Below are 19,257 nucleotides of genomic sequence, written 5' to 3' on the forward strand. Positions count from 1 at the left end.
CCATGACGACCGGCAGCCGTGACGCGCGGCGCAGACGAAGGGGAACCCCGTGGCCGAGAACGAACCGATCGCCGAGACCACTCCGATCGAGAACGCCGCTCCCAAGCCGACCCCGGGCGCCCGACCCGGCCCCAAGCCGCATCCCGGCCCCCGCCCCGGCGGTCCGCGCCCGCACGCCCCCGCCGCCGCGCAGGCCGCGCCGCGCACCCGCCCGGCGTCCGATCCGACGAAGCACGGCCGGGTCGACGAGGACGGCACCGTCTACGTCGTGACCTCCGGCGGCGAGCGGGCCGTCGGCTCGTGGCAGGCCGGCGAGTCCGCGGAGGGCCTCGCGCACTTCGGCCGCAAGTACGACGAGCTCGCCACCGAGGTGGAGGTGCTCGAAGAGCGCCTGGCCAGCGGCACCGGCGACCCGAAGAAGATCCGCACCGCGGCCCAGCAGGTCGCGGACACGCTGCCCACGGCGGCGGTCGTCGGCGATCTCGACGGCCTGGCCGCCCGCGTCGGCACGCTGCTCACGGGCGCGGACACCGCGATCGTCACCGCGCAGGCGGACCGCGAGAAGAGCCGGTCCGAGGGCATCGCCCGCAAGGAGACGCTCGCCGCGGAGGCCGAGCAGATCGCGGCCGAGGCCACCCAGTGGAAGACCGCCGGCGACCGGATGCGCACCCTGCTCGACGAGTGGAAGACGATCAAGGGCGTCGACCGCAAGACCGACGACGCGCTGTGGAAGCGCTACTCCAAGGCCCGCGACGCCTTCAACAAGCGGCGCGGCGCGCACTTCGCCGAGCTCGACCGCGAGCGCGCCGGCGCGAAGGCGCGCAAGGAGGAGCTGATCGCCGAGGCGGAGAAGCTCAAGAACGACACCTCGTGGGGCGAGACCTCCGCGAAGTTCCGCGACCTGCTCGCGAAGTGGAAGGCGGCCGGCCGCGCGCCGCGCGACACCGACGACGCGCTGTGGGCCCGGTTCAAGGGCATCCAGGACGAGTTCTTCTCGGCGCGCAACGCCGCCGCCGACGAGCGGGACGCCGAGTTCTCCGAGAACGGCAAGGCCAAGCAGGCGCTGCTCGACGAGTACACCCCGCGCATCGAATCCGCCCAGAGCCTCCCCGCGCAGAAGGCCGCGCTGCGCGAGCTGCAGGACAAGTGGGAGGCGATCGGCAAGGTCCCCCGCGAGCAGATGGGCTCCCTCGAGGCCGGGATCCGCGCGCTCGAGAAGAAGATCAAGGCCGCGGACGACACCCAGTGGCGCCGCACCGACCCCGAGGCCGCGGCCCGCGCCGCGCAGTTCCGGGACCGCGTCGCGCAGTTCGAGGAGCAGGCCGAGAAGGCGGAGAGCGCCGGCAAGGCCAAGGACGCCGTGCGGCTGCGCGAGCAGGCGCAGCAGTGGCGCGAGTGGGCCGACGCGGCCGAAGGCGCGATCGAAGACCGCTGAAGCCCGAACGACGACGACCGCCCGGCGAGATTCTCGCCGGGCGGTCGTCGTTTCGGCGCTGCTAGGACTGGTCGGTGGGTCGCTGCGGGCGCGGCGGCTGCTGGCCGATGCGGTTGGACCGGGCGAACTCGTCCCACTGGGAGGCGGCGTCGCGGCGCTCCTGCTCGGCGGCGAGCTGGAACGGCGTGCGGGCCCAGATGGTCTTGATCCAGACGATCGCGAGCACGATCATCGCGAGCCAGCCCAGGTAGAGCCCGATCCCGGCGCCCGTGGGCGGCTCGCCGTGCAGGCCGGTGGTCTGCCGCGACCACACCGACAGCAGGCCGAAGACGATTGCGACGCCGCAGCCGGCGCCCGCGATCACGGACAGCACCCAGCGGCGGGTCAGCAGGGCGGCGCCCGAGGCGAAGACGCCGAACAGCACCTCGAGCCAGACGAAGATCTTCGAGACGATCACCAGCGAGCTGCCCTCGATGTGCGGGTCGCCGGTGATGATCTCGATGCCCGTCACCGATCCGGTGTGCGGGAGCGCGAGCGAGCCGATCACCACGACGACGGCGATCGCGGCCACCAGGATCCGCGGGCTGACCTGGAACTCGCCGGCGAGCTTGCGCTCGACGGACTCGACCTGCGAGCGCAGGCTCTCCAGCTCTTCGGCGCTCCGGGGGTTCTCGCTGTCGGCGTTCATGGCCTCCATTGTCCACCCCGCACCGAGCGTTGTCTCCTACAGGTCGTCGTAGAGGCGATCAGCAGGTCGAGCACCCCGTCGACGCGGGTGCGGCGGCGGGCGCCGGGCGGCCGACCGGCGGCAGCCCGAGACCCACCCCGACGGGCGCCGTGACGGGGGTGATGGAGGCCTCCACGTTGTCGCCCGCGCGGGTGCGGCGATGGCTGAGCACGCCGCCGTCCGCGACGAGGTGGTGCGGCGCGGCGCCCGTGATCTCGACCTCGACGACGTCGCCGGGACGGATGCCCTCGTCGCCGGCGAAGTGCACGAGCCGGCCGTCGCGGGCGCGCCCGGACATGCGCTTGGTCTCGGCGTCCTTGCGGCCCTCGCCGAGCGCGACCAGCAGCTCGACGCGCCGGCCGACCTGCTTCCGATTCTCCTCGAGCGTGATCCGCTCCTGCAGGGCGATGAGCCGGTCGTAGCGCTCCTGGACGACCTTCTTCGGCAGCTGATCGGGCAGGTCGGCGGCCGGGGTGCCGGGGCGGATCGAGTACTGGAAAGTGAAGGCGGAGCTGAACCGGGCCTTCTCGACCACGTCGAGGGTGCCCTGGAAGTCCTCCTCGGTCTCCCCCGGGAAGCCGACGATGATGTCGGTGGTGATCGCGGCGTGCGGGATCTTTTCGCGGACGCGCTCGAGGATGCCGAGGAACTTCGTGCTGCGGTAACTGCGGCGCATCTCCTTGAGCACGCGGTCCGAGCCGGACTGCAGGGGCATGTGCAGCTGGGGGCAGATGTTCGGGGTCTCCGCCATGGCGTCGATGACGTCGTCGGTGAACTCGGCGGGATGCGGGCTGGTGAACCGCACCCGCTCGAGGCCCTCGATGCGGCCGCAGGCGCGCAGCAGGTCCGCGAACGCGCCCCGGTCGCGCGGCAGCTCCGGGTCGGCGAAGTTCACGCCGTAGGCGTTGACGTTCTGGCCGAGCAGCGTGACCTCGGAGACGCCCTGGTCGACGAGGGCCTGGACCTCGGCGAGGATGTCGCCGGGGCGGCGGTCGACCTCCTTGCCGCGCAGGCTCGGCACGATGCAGAAGGTGCAGGTGTTGTTGCAGCCGACCGAGATGGAGACCCACCCGGCGTAGGCGCTCTCGCGGCGGGCGGGCAGCGTCGACGGGAAGGCGTCCAGCGCCTCCTTGATCTCGACCTCGGCCTTCTCGTTGTGCCGGGCGCGCTCGAGCAGGGTCGGCAGGGAGCCGATGTTGTGGGTGCCGAAGACCACGTCGACCCACGGGGCCTTCTTGACGACGGTGCCGCGGTCCTTCTGGGCGAGGCAGCCGCCGACGGCGATCTGCATGCCGGGCCGCTCCCGCTTGATCGGCGCGAGGTGGCTGAGGTTGCCGTACAGCTTGTTGTCGGCGTTCTCCCGGACCGCGCAGGTGTTGAAGACCACGAGGTCCGCCTGCTCGCCGCCGTCCGCACGCACGTAGCCGGCGTCCTCGAGCAGGCCCGAGAGCCGCTCGGAATCGTGCACGTTCATCTGGCAGCCGTACGTTCTGACCTGATACGTCCGGGCGCCGGTGGTGCTGGTGGAGGCTGATTCGATCACCTCACCAGGGTATCCGGCGAGTGCAAATCGCTCGGTCCGAGCACGTCGAACGGTCACGGAGGCGCACTGTCGGAAATTCGCGGCACCAATACTGCGGACTTTACTCGGACGAAACCTGATCAATCATAGGGTCGACTCCATGACTACTCCCGCAGCTACCGGGCCCACCGGCGCGGTCCCTATGATCGAGATCGAGTCCGTCGACAAACACTTCGGCGCCCTCCACGTGCTCAAGGACATCAACCTCACCGTGCCGAAGGGGCAGGTCGTGGTGATGCTGGGCCCGTCGGGCTCGGGTAAGTCCACGCTGTGCCGCACGATCAACCGGCTCGAGCCGATCGACTCGGGCACCATTAAGATCGACGGTGCCGTCCTCCCGTCGGAGGGCAAGGGCCTCGCGAACCTGCGCGCCGAGGTCGGCATGGTCTTCCAGTCGTTCAACCTGTTCGCGCACAAGACGATCCTCGACAACGTGACGCTCGGCCCGATGAAGGTCCGCAAGCAGAACAAGGCCGACGCCGAGAAGCGCGCACTGGAGCTCCTCGACCGGGTGGGCATCGTCGCGCAGAAGGACAAGTACCCCGCGCAGCTCTCGGGCGGGCAGCAGCAGCGCGTGGCGATCGCCCGGGCGCTCGCGATGGGCCCCAAGGTGATGCTGTTCGACGAGCCGACCTCGGCGCTCGACCCGGAGATGGTCAACGAGGTGCTCGACGTGATGGTGGGCCTCGCGAAAGAGGGCATGACGATGGTGTGCGTGACCCACGAGATGGGCTTCGCGCGGAAGGCCGCCGACCGGATCCTGTTCCTCGCGGACGGCCAGATCGTCGAGGACACTGAGCCCGAGTCCTTCTTCACCGCACCGAAGTCCGACCGCGCGAAGGACTTCCTCGGCAAGATCCTGGGGCACTGATGACATCCCCGCAGAGCACCCGACCCCGTCGGTGGCGAGGCGCGATCGCCGCCGTCGCCGCCGCCCTCGTGGCGGTTCCCGTCCTGTCGGCGTGCGGCACGGACACCCCCCGCAGCCTCCTCGCCTCCATCAAGAGCGGCGACGTCGTCCTCGGCACCAAGTACGACCAGCCCGGCCTGGCGAACCGCAACCCGGACAAGTCCCACAGCGGATCCGATGTGGACGTCTCCGAGTTCGTCATCAAGCAGGTCGCCAAGAACAACGGCTGGGCCGAGCCGAAGATCACCTGGAAGGAGACCCCGTCTCCCCTGCGTGAGCGGATGATCGAGAACGGCGAGGTCGACATGATCGCCGCCACGTACTCGATCAGCGCCGCCCGCACCAAGAAGGTCGACTTCGCGGGCCCGTACCTGACGACCTATCAGGCCCTCCTGGTCAGCAAGAAGACCGCCGACCCGATCAAGAGCCTCGAAGACCTCAACTCGGGCCGCAAGCTGTGCTCGGTGTCGGGCTCGACCTCGGCGATCAACGTGAAGGCGGCCCTGCCGAACGTCCAGCTGCAGCAGTACGACGGCTACGCCTCGTGCGTCGAGGGCGTCCGGCGCGGCGTACTGGACGCGCTCACGACGGACGCGACGATCCTCGCCGGTTTCCAGGCCAAGTACCCGGGCGAGTTCGACATCGTGCCGATGACCTACCCGAAGGACGTGACCCTCACGAGCAGCACCGGTACCAAGTCCGAGAAGAAGAAGGGCGACCAGTTCTCCACCGAGCGGTACGGCATCGGCCTCCGCAAGGGTGACGGCGACGCGCTCCGCGAGGTCAACAAGGCGCTGCGCCAGATGATCCTCGGCGAGCAGGGCACCGCGACGTACGACGCGGAGGCCGTTCCGTCGGCCCCGTCCTGCGTGGTCCCCGCGGCGGTCGTCTCGAGCTTCACGGGTCTCGCCTACGCCAACCCCGACAACGCCTTGTTCCAGGCGCTCCGGAAGAACCTCGGCGAGTACGCGAACACCATGATCGACCAGGGCCGCCCCGTCGACGGCGGTAAGCCCAAGTCGGTCCTCGTCGCCGTTCCCGGCGATCAGTCGTGGCTGCTTCCCGACAAGGACGGCAACGTGAAGGTGACGGTGAACGGCCAGACGATGACGCTGCCGAAGGCCGATCCGCAGGCGCAATGCACGAAGGCAGGTGTCTGAACATGTGGGAAGACCTCGGGCCACAGCTGTGGCCGGCGTTCTGGGTGACGATCAAGCTGACCTTCTGGTCGGCGATCGGCGCCACCATCTGGGGCACGATCCTGGCGGGCATGCGGGTGTCGCCCGTCCCCGCGATGCGGGTGTTCGGCACCTGGTACGTCAACATCGTGCGGAACACGCCGCTGACGCTCATCATCCTGTTCCTCTCGCTCGGCCTGTACCAGAACATGGCGCTCGCGCTGGTGCCGAACGACGCGGACTTCACCGAGAACAACAACTTCTGGCTCGCCGTCATCGGCTTCGTCGTCTACACGGCGACGTTCGTGTGCGAGACACTGCGATCCGGCTTCAACACCGTCCCGCTGGGGCAGGCCGAGGCGGCGCGCTCGCTGGGCCTCAACTTCATCCAGGTGTTCCGGCTGATCGTGCTGCCGCAGGCCGGCCGCGCGGTGATCGCCCCGATGGGCAGCGTGCTTATCGCGCTCACGAAGAACACCACGATCGCCTCGATCATCGGTGTCGGCGAGGCCGCGCTGCTGATGAAGGAACAGCTCGAACTGCACAGTGATCAGCTGATCCTGATCTTCGTCATCTTCGCGGCGGCGTTCATGGTGATCACACTCTCCGAGGGAGCCGTCTTCGGCTACTTCGCCAAGCGACTGGCGGTGAAGCGATGAGCGCCAAGGCAACATCGACCGTTCTCTACGACGCGCCGGGCCCGAAGGCCCGCGTGCGCAACAACATCATCGCGGTGGCCTTCATCGTCGTGGTGGTGGGCCTGTTCGCCTGGGTGATCACGGCGTTCGCCGCGAACGGCCAGTTCGATCGGGAGAAGCTCGAGCCGTTCGTCGACACGAACTACTGGGGGACGTACATCCTCCCGGGCCTGTGGGGCACGTTCAAGGCCGCGCTCGCCTCGATCATCCTCGCGATGATCATGGGCGCGTTCCTCGGCATCGGCCGGCTCTCGGATCACCGGTCGGTGCGCTGGGCGACGGGCGCCATCGTCGAGTTCTTCCGCGCCATCCCGGTGCTGATCCTGATCTACTTCCTGTACATCGTCTTCGGCGTCTACAAGGTGTTCACGTCGGACTACATCGCGTTCTTCGCGGTGGTGTTCGGCCTCACCCTGTACAACGGCTCGGTGATCGCGGAGATCCTGCGGTCGGGCATCAACTCCCTGCCGAGCGGCCAGTTCGAGGCGGCCAAGGCGCTCGGGCTGCGGAAGTCGCAGACCATGCGGCTGATCCTGCTGCCGCAGGCCGTGGCGGCGATGCTGCCCGCGCTGATCTCGCAGATGGTCATCGCGCTCAAGGACAGCGCCCTCGGCTACCAGATCGGCTACATCGAAGTGGTGAAGTCCGGCATCCAGGCCGGCAACGAGTGGGGCAACGTCATCCCGTCGCTGATCATGGTGGCGATCATCATGATCCTCATCAACTTCGGACTTTCGGCACTCGCATCGAACATCGAGAAGAACCTCCGCGAGGGCCGCAAGAAGAAGATGATCGTCGACGCTCCGATAGCGCCGCTCCCCGAGCCCGGGCTCATGTCCAAGGAGGTCATGGAGACCACCCACCCGGACCCGAAGCACAAGGATCTACGGCAGGACTACGGCGACTGACCGCCGTGCCCTCCAGACCCCGCGCGAGCGCGGCCCTGGCACTGATCACAGTGCTCATGGCCGCGCTCTGCGCGTGTTCGGGGCCGTCGCCGCGGAGCCTGCTGCGGTCCATCGACGACGGTGCCGTCCTCCTCGGCGTCAAGGCCGACCAGCCCGGACTCGGGCTGCGCGGCGACGACGGGGAGTACTCGGGCTTCGACATCGACGTCGCCCGGTACGTGGTGCGGACGGTGGCCGCGGCCCGGGGGAAGGCCGAACCGAGGATCTCCTGGCGTGAGAGCCCGACCTCGCAGCGCGAGCAGCTGATCGACAACGGCGAGGTGGACGCGATCGTCGCGTCGTACTCGATCGACACCGCCCGCGTCTCCGCGGTGACCTTCGCCGGGCCGTACCTCACGACCCGGCAGGGCCTGCTGGTGCGGAGGGACGAGGCGGCCGTCGGCACCGTCTCCGATCTCGGGCGCGACCGGACGCTGTGCTCGGTGACGGGCTCGACGTCGGCGCGCACCGTGGCCGCCCTGCTCCCCGGTGTGCGGCTCCTGGAGTACGACACCTATTCGGCGTGCGCGGACGCGTTGGCGCGCCGCGCCGTCGACGCGGTGACCACCGACGAGGTGATCCTCGCCGGCTTCGCCGCGCAGCGTCCGGACGCCTTCCGCCTCGTAGACATGGTGTTGCCGAAGGACACCTGTGTCGACGGCCGGCTCCGCTCCGCAGGCGCCCCCTTCTCCGTGGAGCGGTACGGCATCGGTCTGGCCCGCGGCGACGACGCCGCCCGCGACGCCGTCAACGCCGCGCTGCGGCAGATGCTCGAATCCGGTGAGTGGGAGCGCTCGCTGCGGCGGGCCGTCGGCGACGAGGAGGCCGGTCGGACCGTCGAACGGGACGGCGGCAGCGACCGGTTGGTGCCCAGCATCGGGGACCTCGGCTTCCTCACTGCGACGAGCGCGCCGTGTGCGGCCCGCTGACCGTCACAGGTACGGGCTGGTGAGCAGTTCGATGCCGTGTCCCGCCGGATCGCGGACGTAGACGCCGCGGCCGCCGTGCCCGTGATTGATCCGGCCGGGCTCCTTCCAGAACGGGTCGGCGGCGAAATCCATTCCGCGGTCGACGAGAAGCGCGTGGGCGCGGTCGAAGTGCTCGTCGTCGACGAGGAAGGCGTAGTGCTGCGGCTGGATCTCGATCGGCGGCGCCGCGATCTGCAGCAGGACGCCGTCCTCGATCTCGAGGTTGGTGAACGGCCCCCAGGACTCGGCGGGGCGGGCCTCGAGGTAGTCGCGGTAGAACGCCGCGGATTCGTCGCTGTTCGTGGCGAAGATGATGGTGTGGTTGAAACGTGCGGGCAAAGGGGATCTCCTTCGGGGGTTCGGAATCGGGGTGCTGCGTTGATCGATTCCGAACGGCGGAGACCGCGCCGTCAACCGTCCGCCGGATCACCCGTCTGTGCGTGGCCCGAGGCCGTTCCGGCAGTCATGCCGAGCACGATACCCGGTCGCGCGCTCCCCGGATAGAGGCCGAACCTGGGGGCGCGCACAGCGAAGCCCCCGGAGTGTTCTCCGGGGGCTCCACTTCGCTGGGGATCCACTCCCCTGGTCTTTCGGCGCACGTCCGCGCAGGCGGCTCGGGCGCTGTCAGTGTGGCCGTGGCCTACTCGTGTGCGGCGTCGGCCTTCTCGCGGACCGCGTCGAGAACGACCGACAGCGCCAGCGACGGGTGGTAGCCGCGGCGGCCGAGCATGCCGACGAGGCGCTGCACCAGCTTGTCCCGATCGATCCGATCCTCCGGGACCTCGACGCGGGCGAGCTTGCGCTCCACCAGCTCCGCGGCGCGCTCCCGCTCGTCCTCGCGGCTGACGGTGTCGAGCGCGGCCGACGCCTCCTCCTCGCCGACGCCCTTCGTCCGCAGTTCCTGCGCCAGGGCGCGGCGTCCTCGGCCGGAGAACTGGTGCCGGGACTGGACCCAGCGCTGCGCGAATGCGGCGTCGTCGATGAGGCCGGCGTCGACGAACTTGTCGAGCATCCGCTCGGTGAGTTCCTCGTCGAAGCCGCGGCGCGCGAGCTTGTTCCGCAGTTCGGACCGCGAGTGATCGCGCATCGCAAGGGCGCGGTAGATCAGGTCCCGGGCCAGCGCCTCTCGCTGCGCCGGGTCCTGCTCCTTCTGCTGCGGTTCGCCGGCGGCCGGGTCATCGCCGCCCCGCGGGCGGCGCCCACGGCGCCGACCTCGCGAGACGACCTCGTCGTCGGCGTAGTCCGACATCGCGGCCTAGAAGTCGACGGGCGCGGGAGCGATCTCGTCGGCGTCGGCAGTGACATCGGCGCCCACGCCGAGCTTCTCCTTGATCCGCTTCTCGATCTCGTCGCGGACGTCCGGGTTCTCGACCAGGAACTTGCGGGCGTTCTCCTTGCCCTGGCCCAGCTGGTCACCGTCGTAGGTGTACCAGGAGCCCGACTTGCGGATGAAGCCCTCGTTGACGCCCATGTCGATGATGGAGCCCTCGCGGCTGATGCCCTGGCCGTAGATGATGTCGAACTCGGCCTGCTTGAAGGGCGGCGAGACCTTGTTCTTGACGACCTTGACGCGGGTGCGGTTGCCCACGGCGTCGGTGCCGTCCTTGAGGGTCTCGATCCGGCGCACGTCGAGTCGCACCGACGAGTAGAACTTCAGCGCCTTACCGCCCGTGGTGGTCTCGGGCGAGCCGAACATGACGCCGATCTTCTCGCGCAGCTGGTTGATGAAGATGGCGGTGGTGCCGGAGTTGTTCAGGGCGCCCGTCATCTTGCGGAGCGCCTGGCTCATGAGGCGGGCCTGCAGGCCGACGTGGCTGTCGCCCATCTCGCCCTCGATCTCGGCCTTGGGGACCAGCGCGGCCACCGAGTCGATCACGATGATGTCGAGCGCGCCGGAGCGGATCAGCATGTCCGCGATCTCGAGCGCCTGCTCACCGGTGTCCGGCTGCGAGACGAGCAGGGCATCGGTATCGACGCCGAGCTTCGCGGCGTAGTCGGGATCGAGCGCGTGCTCCGCGTCGATGAAGGCCGCGATGCCGCCGTTGGCCTGCGCCTCCGCGACCGCGTGCAGCGCCACCGTGGTCTTACCCGAGGACTCCGGGCCGTAGATCTCGATGACGCGGCCGCGCGGCAGGCCGCCGATGCCGAGCGCGACGTCCAGCGCGATGGAGCCGGTGGGGATCACCGCGATGGGCTGACGCACCTCGTCTCCGAGGCGCATGACCGAGCCCTTGCCGTAGTTCTTGTCGATCTGTGCGAGGGCCAGCTCGAGGGCCTTATCGCGATCCGGTGCCGCAGGTGCCATGGGACTCTCCGTCCTTCGGGCCGGGACTGGGAAGAGCCGCCGGCGCTGGGTTCTACTGTTGCTACGGACGCTAGAGGGACCCTCTGACAAGTTTTCGCATCCGCATCGGGCGCGCTCTCGCCGGCTCACTTTCACGTCGAACACCGTCGACTATAGGCGAACCTGCGTTCGAAGCAAGCATCGAACGCGCGACACGCCGCGCCGCGCCGATCGGGTGGCCGAGGCCCCCGATCCGATCACCTCCGAGCTGCGGTTCCGCCGCTCCGCGCGTAGCGACCGGGAGTGGTCCCGACCATCGACTTGAAGTGACGGTTGAGGTGCGACTGATCGTGGAAGCCCGCCTCCACCGAGACCTCGGCGGGTGTTCCCCCGGCGAGCAGCATCCCGCGCGCCAGCTCGACCCGCCTGCCGATGAGGTACCGGTGCGGAGGGAGCCCGAACTCGCGGGAGAACTCCCTGACCAGGTGCGTCGGGTCCACGTACAGCGTGCGCCCCGCCTCCTCGAGGGTCATCCCCTCGCGGACACGACCGTCGAGCAGGTCCCGGAAGGCGTGCGCGACCGACCGATTCCGCGGCATCTCCGGCGGCTGCGGATTCCCGTCCAGGTGCCATTGGAGGCGTTCGAGGATCAGGGCGAGCCGGCTCGCCGCTTCGAACTCCTCACCCGGAGCCGTGAGCGCACCGTTGAGGCGGTCGACGCGGCGGCGGAGCGGACCGTCGAGCAGTGTCGGCCTGCCGACCGCGCGGCCGACCCCGGTGAGCATCCGTGACTCCAGATAGATCACCCGCTTGTCGAAGCCGCCCGCCGTCAGGCTGTGCCCGTCGTGGGCGACGTGCGGCGGCAACAACGTCACCGACCGCGTCGTCGAATCGCACCGCTCCCCACCCAACTCGTACCCGATGCGGCCGCGGTCGACGGTGAGCAGCGTCCACACGTCGTGCGTGTGCATCGGGTAGGCGTGCTCCTCGAAGTGCGCCCGGAACACCTCGGCGATCCCCTCGACGTCCGGACGCCAGGCGACGGTCGACTCCGCGGACATCCATCAAGTATGTACAAGACCCGCCGCCCGGGCGGCGGCGACGCTGGAGGCATGACCGAGACGATTCGATTCGACACCAAGATCGCGGTGCTGCTCCGGGACGACCTGGCCGGGTGGCAGCGCCTCAACACCACCGCGTTCCTCGTCAGCGGGATCGCCGCCACCGTCCCCGAGGTCGTCGGCGAGCCCTACGCCGATGCCGACGGCGTCGCCTACCTGCCGATGTTCCGCCAGCCCGTCCTCGTCTTCGAGGGCGCCGGCGAGACGCTCCGCGCCGCTCACCGGCGGGCGCTGGGACGGGGCCTGACCGTCTCCGTCTTCACCCGGGAGCTCTTCTCGACCGGCAACGACCGGGACAACCGCGCCGCGGTGCAGGCGGTCGGCAGCGACGACCTCGACCTCGTCGGCATCGGTGTGCACGGCCCCAAGAACGCCGTCGACCGCATCCTCAAGGGCGCACGCATGCACCCGTGATCCAGGCCTGGAGACGACGGCGACCGCCCCTCCGGATCGGAGGGACGGTCACCGTCGAACACGGGAGAGCGGGAGCTACCAGCCCAGCGCCTCCAGCTGCGCCTGGACGGCGGCGCGGTACTTCTCCACGTTGTCGGTCTTGATCGACTCGTAGCCGCGGACCATGTCCGGCAGCTCGGCGAGGGCGACGACCTGGACGCGCTGCTCGTCCGCGACGCGGCCGCCCTCGGCGGCGGCGATCATGAGGCCCACCAGCGCGCGGTACTCCGCGATGAGGGTGCGCTCCATGCGACGCATCTCGGTCATGCCGAAGACGTCGAGCTTGGTGCCGCGCAGGCGCTTCATCTTCGCCAGCGTCTTCATGCCCGGGTTCACCCACTCGCCCAGCGCGAGCTTGTTCTTCAGGCCCATCTCGCGCAGCGTCGGCGGGTGCAGGCGGATCGCCTTCTTGGCGTCGGCGCCGAACTCGTCGGCGACCTGCGCCGCGAAGCCGGTGTCCTGCGAGAGCCGGGCCACCTCGTACTCGTCCTTGTAGGCCATCAGCTTGTGCAGGTTGTGCGCGACGGCCGCGGTCAGATCCTCCGAGTCCCACGACTTCTCGGCGCGGAAGACCCGCACCACGTCGTCGACGTAGCGCTCGGCGTAGGCCTTGTCCTGGTAGGCGACGAGCTCGTCGACCCGCAGCCCCACCTGGCGGAGCAGCTCCTCGGAGCCACCGTCGAGGGCGGCGACGAGGCCCTTGGCGAACGCGCTGACCGGGGCCGGCGCGGGCACGGGGTGCAGGGCGTCGATCGCGGCCTTGACGCCGGCCGGGTCCGAGACCGACTGGCGGCCACGACGGAAGGCCTGCAGGTTCTTCTCCACGGCCACGCCGTTGAGCTCGATGGCCCGCTCGATCGACGCCGAGCTGATCGGCAGCGCTCCGGTCTGGAACGCGGCACCGACCATGAACATGTTCGCGTACTGCTCGTCGCCGAACAGCTCCAGCGTCAGCGCACCCGGATCGAGGTAGACGGTGCGCAGCGACGCCCGGTCGATCTCCTGATGGATGGTGCCCGCGTCGGGGTAGCCGACCGAGGTGTCGATCACCATCTGCCCGGTGGGCACCTGGGTGGTCGAGACGATCGACGTGGTGCGCTCCGGCGAGGCCACCTTGAGGTTCTGCGGATCCACACCGACGAGGCTGTCGCACGAGAGGTACACGTCGCAGTCGCCGGAGGCGACCTTCGCCGCCTGGTCCACGTACGTCGCCGAGACCTTGATGTCCGAGACCACGGCGCCGCCCTTCTGCGCCATGCCCGTCATGTCGACGGTGCGCGCGGAGTGGCCGTCGAGCACCGTGGCGGTCGCGAGGATCGCGGAGACGGTGACGACGCCCGTGCCGCCGATGCCGGTGACGCGGATGGCCATGCCGTCGGCCTCGCGGCGCGCCTTCTTCGGCTGCGGGATCGACTCTGCGGTGATCTCGGGCACCGACTTGCGCACCTTGCCCTGCGCGCCCGGCGTGACCGTCACGAACGACGGGCAGTCGCCCTTGAGGCAGGAGAAGTCGAGGTTGCACGAGCTCTGGTCGATCCGCGTCTTGCGGCCGAACTCGGTCTCGACCGGGTGCACCGAGAGGCAGTTGCTCTTCTGGCCGCAGTCGCCGCAGCCCTCACAGATCCGCTCGTTGATCACGACGCGCTGGTTCGGCACCGGGTACTTGCCGCGCTTGCGCTTGCGCCGCTTCTCCGCGGCGCAGTGCTGATCGTGCACCAGGACGGTGCAGCCCGGGACCTCGGCCAGCTCGCGCTGGATGTCCAGGGTGTCGGCGCGGTCGCGGACCTCGACGCCCTTCGGCAGGCCGAGGGCCTTGGTGCGCTTGGGATCGTCGGACGTGACGACGACCTTGGTGACGCGCTCGGCGAGCAGCAGCGTGCAGATCTGCGGCAGCGTCATCTCGCCGACCGGGTCCTGGCCGCCCGTCATCGCGACGGTGCCGTTGAACAGCAGCTTGTAGGTGATGCGCTCCCCCGAGGCCACGGACTGGCGCAGGGCCAGCGAGCCCGAGTGCATGAACGTGCCGTCGCCGATGTTCTGCACGAAGTGCTTCTCGGTGACGAAGGGGGCCATGCCGACCCACTGCGCGCCCTCGCCGCCCATCTGGCTGACGCCCGTCACGTCGCCCACCTGCTGCGGGTCCATGAGGAGCACCATCGCGTGGCAGCCGATGCCGGCGCCGACCAGCGTGTCGTCGGCGACCTTGGTGGAGGTGTTGTGCGGGCAGCCCGAGCAGAAATACGGGCTGCGCTGCGCCAGCGGCAGCTCGATGCGGGTGCGCACCTGCGCCTTCCGGTCCAGCCAGTCCTTGGCGGCGGGCACTTGGTGCACGCGCGCCAGGCGCGAGGCGAGGCCCCGTGAGACCGAGTCCACGTCCAGCTCGCCGAAGCGGGAGAACAGGGTGGAGCCGTCCTCGTTGGTCTTGCCGACGATGTTCGGCGCACCCGGGTGGCGGAACAGGATGTCGCGCATCATGGTCTCGAGGAAGTCGCGCTTCTCCTCGACCACGATCACCTCGTCGAGGCCGTCGATGAACTCGTGCATGATCTGCCGCTCGAACGGGTAGACCATGCCCATCTTGAGGATGCGGATGCCGAGCCGGTTGAGCTCGTCGTCCTCGATGCCGATCAGCCGCAGCGACTCGCGCACGTCGAGGTAGGTCTTGCCGGCGCAGACGATACCGATCCGGTCGTCGCTGGAGCGCACCGTCATCCGGTTGAGCCGGTTGATCCGCGCGTACTCGGTGGCGCGCGGCATGCGCACCGTCAGCTGGTTCTGCTCGAGCTCCATCAGCTTCGCGCCGAGCAGCAGGCCCGACGGGACGTGCGGGCTGGTGCCGAGATCGCCGTAGACGGGCAGGATCCGGTCCGGGTGCACGTCGGCGGTCGAGGAGCCGTCCGCGACGTGCGCGGAGATCTTCAGCGACGTCCACAGGCCGGACACGCGCGACATGATCGCCGCGTGCACGCCCAGGTCCAGGATGTCCTGGGAATCGGCCGGGTACAGGATCGGCATGTACAGGTCGGCCAGCGCCATCTCGGAGGCGCACGGCACCGTCGAGCTCTTGGCGCCCGGGTCGTCACCGACGAGGGCGACCGCGCCGCCCGCCGCGTGGGTGCCGATGATGTTGGCGTGCCGCAGCGCATCGGTCGCGCGGTCGAGGCCCGGGGCCTTGCCGTACCAGTAGCCGGTCACGCCGTCGAGGCCGCGGTCGAGGTGCCCGACCTGCGCGGCGATCTGCGAGCCCATGACCGACGTGGCGGCCAGTTCCTCGTTGAGGCCGGGGCGGTGGACGATGTCGAAGTCCTTGAGGTACTTCGTGCGCTTGGCGATCTCCAGGTCGTAGCCCGCGAGCGGCGAGCCCTCGTAGCCGGAGATGAACGAGCCCGTCTTGAGGTTCTGGCGGCGATCGAGCCGCGCCCGGTCGCGCACCATGCGGACCAGGGCCTGAATGCCCGTGAGGTAGATCGTGCCCTCTTCGCGCGTGTACCGATCGTCCAGGGAGAAGGACTCGACCGCGGCGGACTGCCCGCCCCGGGGGTCGGCGTCGTGCCGGCCCGCCTGCGTGGCATCCGTGCCACCGGGAACCTTCTCGATCGGCGAATTGGCGTCAAGGGTCACTGAAACCACCGTGCTTTCTCTCAATACGCCCTGTTCCAGGGGTGGCGGAACCGGGCATGGGCTGTGTCGGTGGTCACAGCATAACTGCTGAGACGACCTATTTCACACCCGTCTCGGGCGACTCGCCGCGCGCCGACCGGACCCGCCGCTGCGGGCCGATACCCTGATTGATCGTGAACCTCCGAATCGCCCGGATCGCCGCCGTCGTGGCCGGCCTGATCGGCCTGGTGCTCGCGATCGCGACGCCGCTGCTGCCGATCAAGCAGACCGCCGTCACGATCGACTGGCCGCAGTCCGGATCACTCGCGCCGGTCACCGCGCCGCTCACGATGTACAAGCCGCTCGAGGTGGACGCGACGATCCCCTGCGCGGTCGCGGCGGCGGCACCGTCGGACAGGCAGACGGTGCTCGCGGCCACGACGCCCCCGCCGGCCGGGGACCGGGCGCGCACGGCCGGGCTGTACGTCACCGTCGACGGCGAGGCGCTGACGGTCCGCTCGCGGGGCGCTCTGGTGCACCACGTGCCGCGCGCCGACCTGGCGCGGTGCGGCGAGCTGCGGATCGCGATCGACGCCGATCACGCCTTCGCCGCGGCCACGGGCATCTCCGGTCAGGGCGACGTCCGCGGCGATCTCCGGCCCCAGGTGGTGGGCGTCTTCTCCGACCTGCCCGCGGACCTGCAGGGCCCGACGCCAAAGATGACCATCGACGTCGACTCGCGGTACACCTCCTCCCCGTCGGTGCTCAAGGGCACCGCGATCCTCGTCGGCGTGGCCTGCGTGCTCCTCTCGCTGCTCGCGCTGGCGCTGCTCGACCGCGCCGACGGCCGGCGCCGGGGCCGGCTGCTCCCCCGCAGCTGGCTGCACGTGCGCCTCGCCGACGTCGCCGTGATCGGCAGCCTGCTGGTCTGGCACATCGTCGGGGCGCCGACCTCCGACGACGGCTACATCCTCGGGATGATCAAGGCCGCGCCGCACTCGGGCTACATGCCCGAGGTCTTCCGCTACTACGACGCGCCCTACGCGCCCTTCGGCATGCCCTTCTACGTGGTGTCGTGGATGGCGGATCTCAGCGTCTCGAGCCCGTGGCTGCGCCTGCCCGCGCTGCTGTCGGGGATCCTGGCGTGGTTCCTGCTCTCCCGCGAGGTGCTGCCGCGCCTCGGGCTGAGCAAGCGCCGCGCACCGCGGGACTACTCGCGGGCGCTGTGGGCGATGGCGGCCGTCTTCACCCTGTTCTGGCTCACCTACAACCCCGGCCTGCGCCCGGAGCCGATCGTCGCGGTCGGCACCGTCGTCACCTGGTGCCTGGTGGAACGCTCCGTCGCGACCCGCCGCCTCGCCCCCGCGGGCCTCGGCCTGGTCGTGGCCGGCCTGACCCTCTCCGCGGCCCCGACGGGCAGCTTCGCGTTCGTCGTCTTCCTCGTCGCTGCGGCTCCCCTGTGGCGGGCCGTCGTGGCGCACGTGAAGGCGAACGGCTACGCGGCGACGCTGCTGACGCTGGGCGCGGCCGGCGCGTCGGTGCTCTTCCTCGTCTTCGCCGACCACGGCCTCGTCGAGATGCTGCAGTCCACCAAGCTGCTCGGCGACGTCGGGCCGAGCGAGCCGTGGCACCGCGAGATCATCCGGTACGAGGCCCTGTTCCAGCAGAACCCCAACGGTTCCGTCGCCCGACGGTTCGCCATGCTCGCGCTGTTCCTCGGCTCCGCGATCGTCGTCGCGCTGCTGCTGTGGCGGCGACGCATCCCCGGCATCGCGACCGGACCGGCGCGCCGCGTCGTGGCCGCCATCGGCGTCTCGCTGCTGGTCATGGCCTTCAACCCCACCAAGTGGACCCATCACTTCGGCGCGTTCGCCACGCTCGGCGCGATGGTCGCGGCGATCGCCGTCGTCGCGGTCGGGCCGCGCACCATCCGGCGCCCCCAGTTCCGGCTGCTCGCCCTCGCGGCCGTCGCGGGCTGCGCGACGCTGGCCTTCGAGACGACCAACGGCTGGTTCTACCCGGGCAACTTCGGCATCCCCTGGGGCGGCGCCGAGCCGGCCGTCGCCGGGATCAAGATCGCGAACGTCTTCGGCGCGGCCACCGTCGTGCTGCTGCTCGCGGCGCTCGTCGTGCACGTCACCGGTTGGACGCCGCGCGTCCCCGAGGTCGGCGGACGCCTGCCGGGATTCGCGACGCCGATCACGCTGGTCGCGACGCTGATCATCGCGATGATCGGCGCCACCAACGTCGCGTCGATCATGATCCAGCGACCGGCCTACTCCTACGGGCAGCAGAACCTGCGCTCGCTCGCCGGCAACCCGTGCGGCATGGCCGACGAGGTGCTCGTCGAGCGCGACGCCACCGCGGGCGTGCTCGCGCCGATCGGCAACGCCCCCGATCCGCTCGTCGGGGAGCTCAACACCAACTTCACCCCGAACGGCATCGCCGGCAGCCTGTCCTCGTCGTCGCGGGGCGCCGCGGACCTCGTGCGCACCGGCGACGCCGACAACACCCCGTCGAACACGGGCGGCACCGGCGGCGGCACGCTCGACGCGCCCGGCGTCAACGGCTCCACGGCGGCGCTACCCTTCGGGCTCGACCCTGCGCGCGTGCCGGTGGTCGGCAGCCGCCAGACCGGGCCGCAGCACTCGGCCCGAGCCGTCTCCAGTTGGTACGCGCTGCCCGCCGGCGGGATCGACCGGCTGCTGACGATCAGCGTCGCCGGCCGGTTCAACCCCGGCGACCTGCAGCTCGAATTCGGCTCCGGGACCGGCACGATCACCCCGAACGGGGCCGTGACGCCGATCGACATCGGCCCGCTCCCCGCATGGCGCAACCTCCGCGTCCCCGCGGAGACGGTGCCCGCGGGCTCGACCGCCGTGCGCGTGCGCGCGAGCATCACGGCACCGTCGGAGAGCACCTGGGTGGCGTACACGCCCCCGCGCGCTCCGAAGCTGGAGACGCTGCAGGAGCTGCTGGCCGACGATCCGACGCTGGTCGACTGGGGCGCCGGCATCGGCTTCCCCTGCCAGCGCCAGTGGCGCGAGAACGGCGGCGTCGCGGAGCAGCCGCGGTGGCGGATCCTGCCCGAGCGCGACCTCGCGGCCGCGGCGACCACCACGTGGCAGGGCGGCGACGCCGGCGGGCCGCTGGGCTGGGCGCTGCTGCTCGCCAAGGCGCAGACGGTGCCGACGTACCTGAACCACGACTGGGGCCGGGAGTGGGGCGCGCTGGAGCGGTACGTGCCCTACGTCGATGCGCCGGCGGCGCAGCTGGGCCGGACCGAGGTCACGCGGTCCGGGCTGTGGACGCCGGGCCCGACGCCCCAGGAGTAGCTACCAGCGGGACCGGGGG

15 protein-coding genes are annotated in these 19,257 nt (G+C 70.2%); 8 read left to right on the forward strand and 7 right to left on the reverse strand.

Annotated features, from left to right (window positions below):
• The first annotated feature begins 49 nt into the window (after nucleotides 1-49).
• Nucleotides 50-1,435 (forward strand): DUF349 domain-containing protein, encoded by a 1,386-nt coding sequence (locus WFK95_RS09185; protein WP_336670488.1) that lies wholly within the window; start codon nucleotides 50-52, stop codon nucleotides 1,433-1,435.
• 61 nt (nucleotides 1,436-1,496) lie between these two features.
• Here WFK95_RS09185 and WFK95_RS09190 read toward each other — a convergent pair whose 3' ends face one another.
• Both WFK95_RS09190 and miaB read right to left on the reverse strand, forming a co-directional pair.
• Nucleotides 1,497-2,123 (reverse strand): Rv2732c family membrane protein, encoded by a 627-nt coding sequence (locus tag WFK95_RS09190; protein WP_224651635.1) that lies wholly within the window; start codon nucleotides 2,121-2,123, stop codon nucleotides 1,497-1,499.
• A 58-nt stretch (nucleotides 2,124-2,181) separates the two neighbouring features.
• A complete protein-coding gene (gene miaB / locus WFK95_RS09195; protein ID WP_336670727.1) occupies nucleotides 2,182-3,702 on the reverse strand; it encodes a tRNA (N6-isopentenyl adenosine(37)-C2)-methylthiotransferase MiaB in 1,521 nt (506 codons plus the stop codon).
• A gap of 184 nt (nucleotides 3,703-3,886) precedes the next feature.
• Here miaB and gluA point away from each other — a divergent pair, with 184 nt between their 5' ends.
• The 5 genes from gluA to WFK95_RS09220 are packed head-to-tail and all read left to right on the forward strand — an operon-like array spanning nucleotide 3,887 to nucleotide 8,406.
• The gene (gene gluA / locus WFK95_RS09200) at nucleotides 3,887-4,615 is read left to right on the forward strand and encodes a glutamate ABC transporter ATP-binding protein GluA (RefSeq protein WP_224651669.1); all 729 of its coding nucleotides are present in this window, start codon (nucleotides 3,887-3,889) and stop codon (nucleotides 4,613-4,615) included.
• Nucleotides 4,615-5,814: a transporter substrate-binding domain-containing protein gene (locus tag WFK95_RS09205; RefSeq protein ID WP_224651637.1), complete on the forward strand. Its 1,200-nt coding sequence runs from the start codon at nucleotides 4,615-4,617 to the stop codon at nucleotides 5,812-5,814. The genes gluA and WFK95_RS09205 overlap by 1 nt, the downstream gene beginning before the upstream one ends.
• Before the next feature lie 2 nt (nucleotides 5,815-5,816).
• A complete protein-coding gene (locus WFK95_RS09210; protein ID WP_426000921.1) occupies nucleotides 5,817-6,491 on the forward strand; it encodes an amino acid ABC transporter permease in 675 nt (224 codons plus the stop codon).
• Nucleotides 6,488-7,438, forward strand: coding sequence for an amino acid ABC transporter permease (locus tag WFK95_RS09215; RefSeq protein WP_224651641.1), 951 nt, complete (start codon nucleotides 6,488-6,490; stop codon nucleotides 7,436-7,438). Before WFK95_RS09210 ends, WFK95_RS09215 begins: the two co-directional genes overlap by 4 nt.
• A 5-nt stretch (nucleotides 7,439-7,443) precedes the next feature.
• Nucleotides 7,444-8,406, forward strand: a complete 963-nt coding sequence (locus tag WFK95_RS09220) for a glutamate ABC transporter substrate-binding protein (RefSeq protein ID WP_224651643.1) — start codon at nucleotides 7,444-7,446, stop codon at nucleotides 8,404-8,406.
• 3 nt (nucleotides 8,407-8,409) lie between these two features.
• Here the strand turns inward: WFK95_RS09220 and WFK95_RS09225 are convergent, their stop codons facing one another.
• The 4 genes from WFK95_RS09225 to WFK95_RS09240 all read right to left on the reverse strand — a co-directional run bounded on the left by WFK95_RS09225 (nucleotide 8,410) and on the right by WFK95_RS09240 (nucleotide 11,790).
• Nucleotides 8,410-8,784 carry a VOC family protein gene (locus tag WFK95_RS09225; RefSeq protein WP_224651645.1) on the reverse strand — a complete coding sequence of 125 codons (375 nt, stop codon included), beginning with the start codon at nucleotides 8,782-8,784 and terminating at the stop codon, nucleotides 8,410-8,412.
• Between the two features lie 301 nt (nucleotides 8,785-9,085).
• On the reverse strand, nucleotides 9,086-9,694 hold the full coding sequence (locus WFK95_RS09230; RefSeq protein ID WP_224651647.1) for a regulatory protein RecX: 609 nt from the start codon (nucleotides 9,692-9,694) through the stop codon (nucleotides 9,086-9,088).
• Between the two features lie 6 nt (nucleotides 9,695-9,700).
• On the reverse strand, nucleotides 9,701-10,750 hold the full coding sequence (gene recA / locus WFK95_RS09235; RefSeq protein WP_224651649.1) for a recombinase RecA: 1,050 nt from the start codon (nucleotides 10,748-10,750) through the stop codon (nucleotides 9,701-9,703).
• Between the two features lie 236 nt (nucleotides 10,751-10,986).
• Nucleotides 10,987-11,790 carry a helix-turn-helix domain-containing protein gene (locus WFK95_RS09240; protein WP_224651651.1) on the reverse strand — a complete coding sequence of 268 codons (804 nt, stop codon included), beginning with the start codon at nucleotides 11,788-11,790 and terminating at the stop codon, nucleotides 10,987-10,989.
• A gap of 51 nt (nucleotides 11,791-11,841) precedes the next feature.
• Between WFK95_RS09240 and WFK95_RS09245 the strand changes: the two genes are divergently transcribed.
• On the forward strand, nucleotides 11,842-12,264 hold the full coding sequence (locus tag WFK95_RS09245; RefSeq protein WP_224651653.1) for a DUF2000 domain-containing protein: 423 nt from the start codon (nucleotides 11,842-11,844) through the stop codon (nucleotides 12,262-12,264).
• Between the two features lie 75 nt (nucleotides 12,265-12,339).
• Here the strand turns inward: WFK95_RS09245 and WFK95_RS09250 are convergent, their stop codons facing one another.
• On the reverse strand, nucleotides 12,340-15,924 hold the full coding sequence (locus WFK95_RS09250; protein WP_336670489.1) for an indolepyruvate ferredoxin oxidoreductase family protein: 3,585 nt from the start codon (nucleotides 15,922-15,924) through the stop codon (nucleotides 12,340-12,342).
• A gap of 173 nt (nucleotides 15,925-16,097) precedes the next feature.
• Here WFK95_RS09250 and WFK95_RS09255 point away from each other — a divergent pair, with 173 nt between their 5' ends.
• Nucleotides 16,098-19,238, forward strand: a complete 3,141-nt coding sequence (locus tag WFK95_RS09255; RefSeq protein WP_224651657.1) for an arabinosyltransferase domain-containing protein — start codon at nucleotides 16,098-16,100, stop codon at nucleotides 19,236-19,238.
• Nucleotides 19,239-19,257: the final 19 nt, after the last annotated feature.

Origin of the sequence: Tsukamurella sp. USMM236, from assembly GCF_037148755.1 — a bacterium.
Lineage (GTDB): Bacteria > Actinomycetota > Actinomycetes > Mycobacteriales > Mycobacteriaceae > Tsukamurella.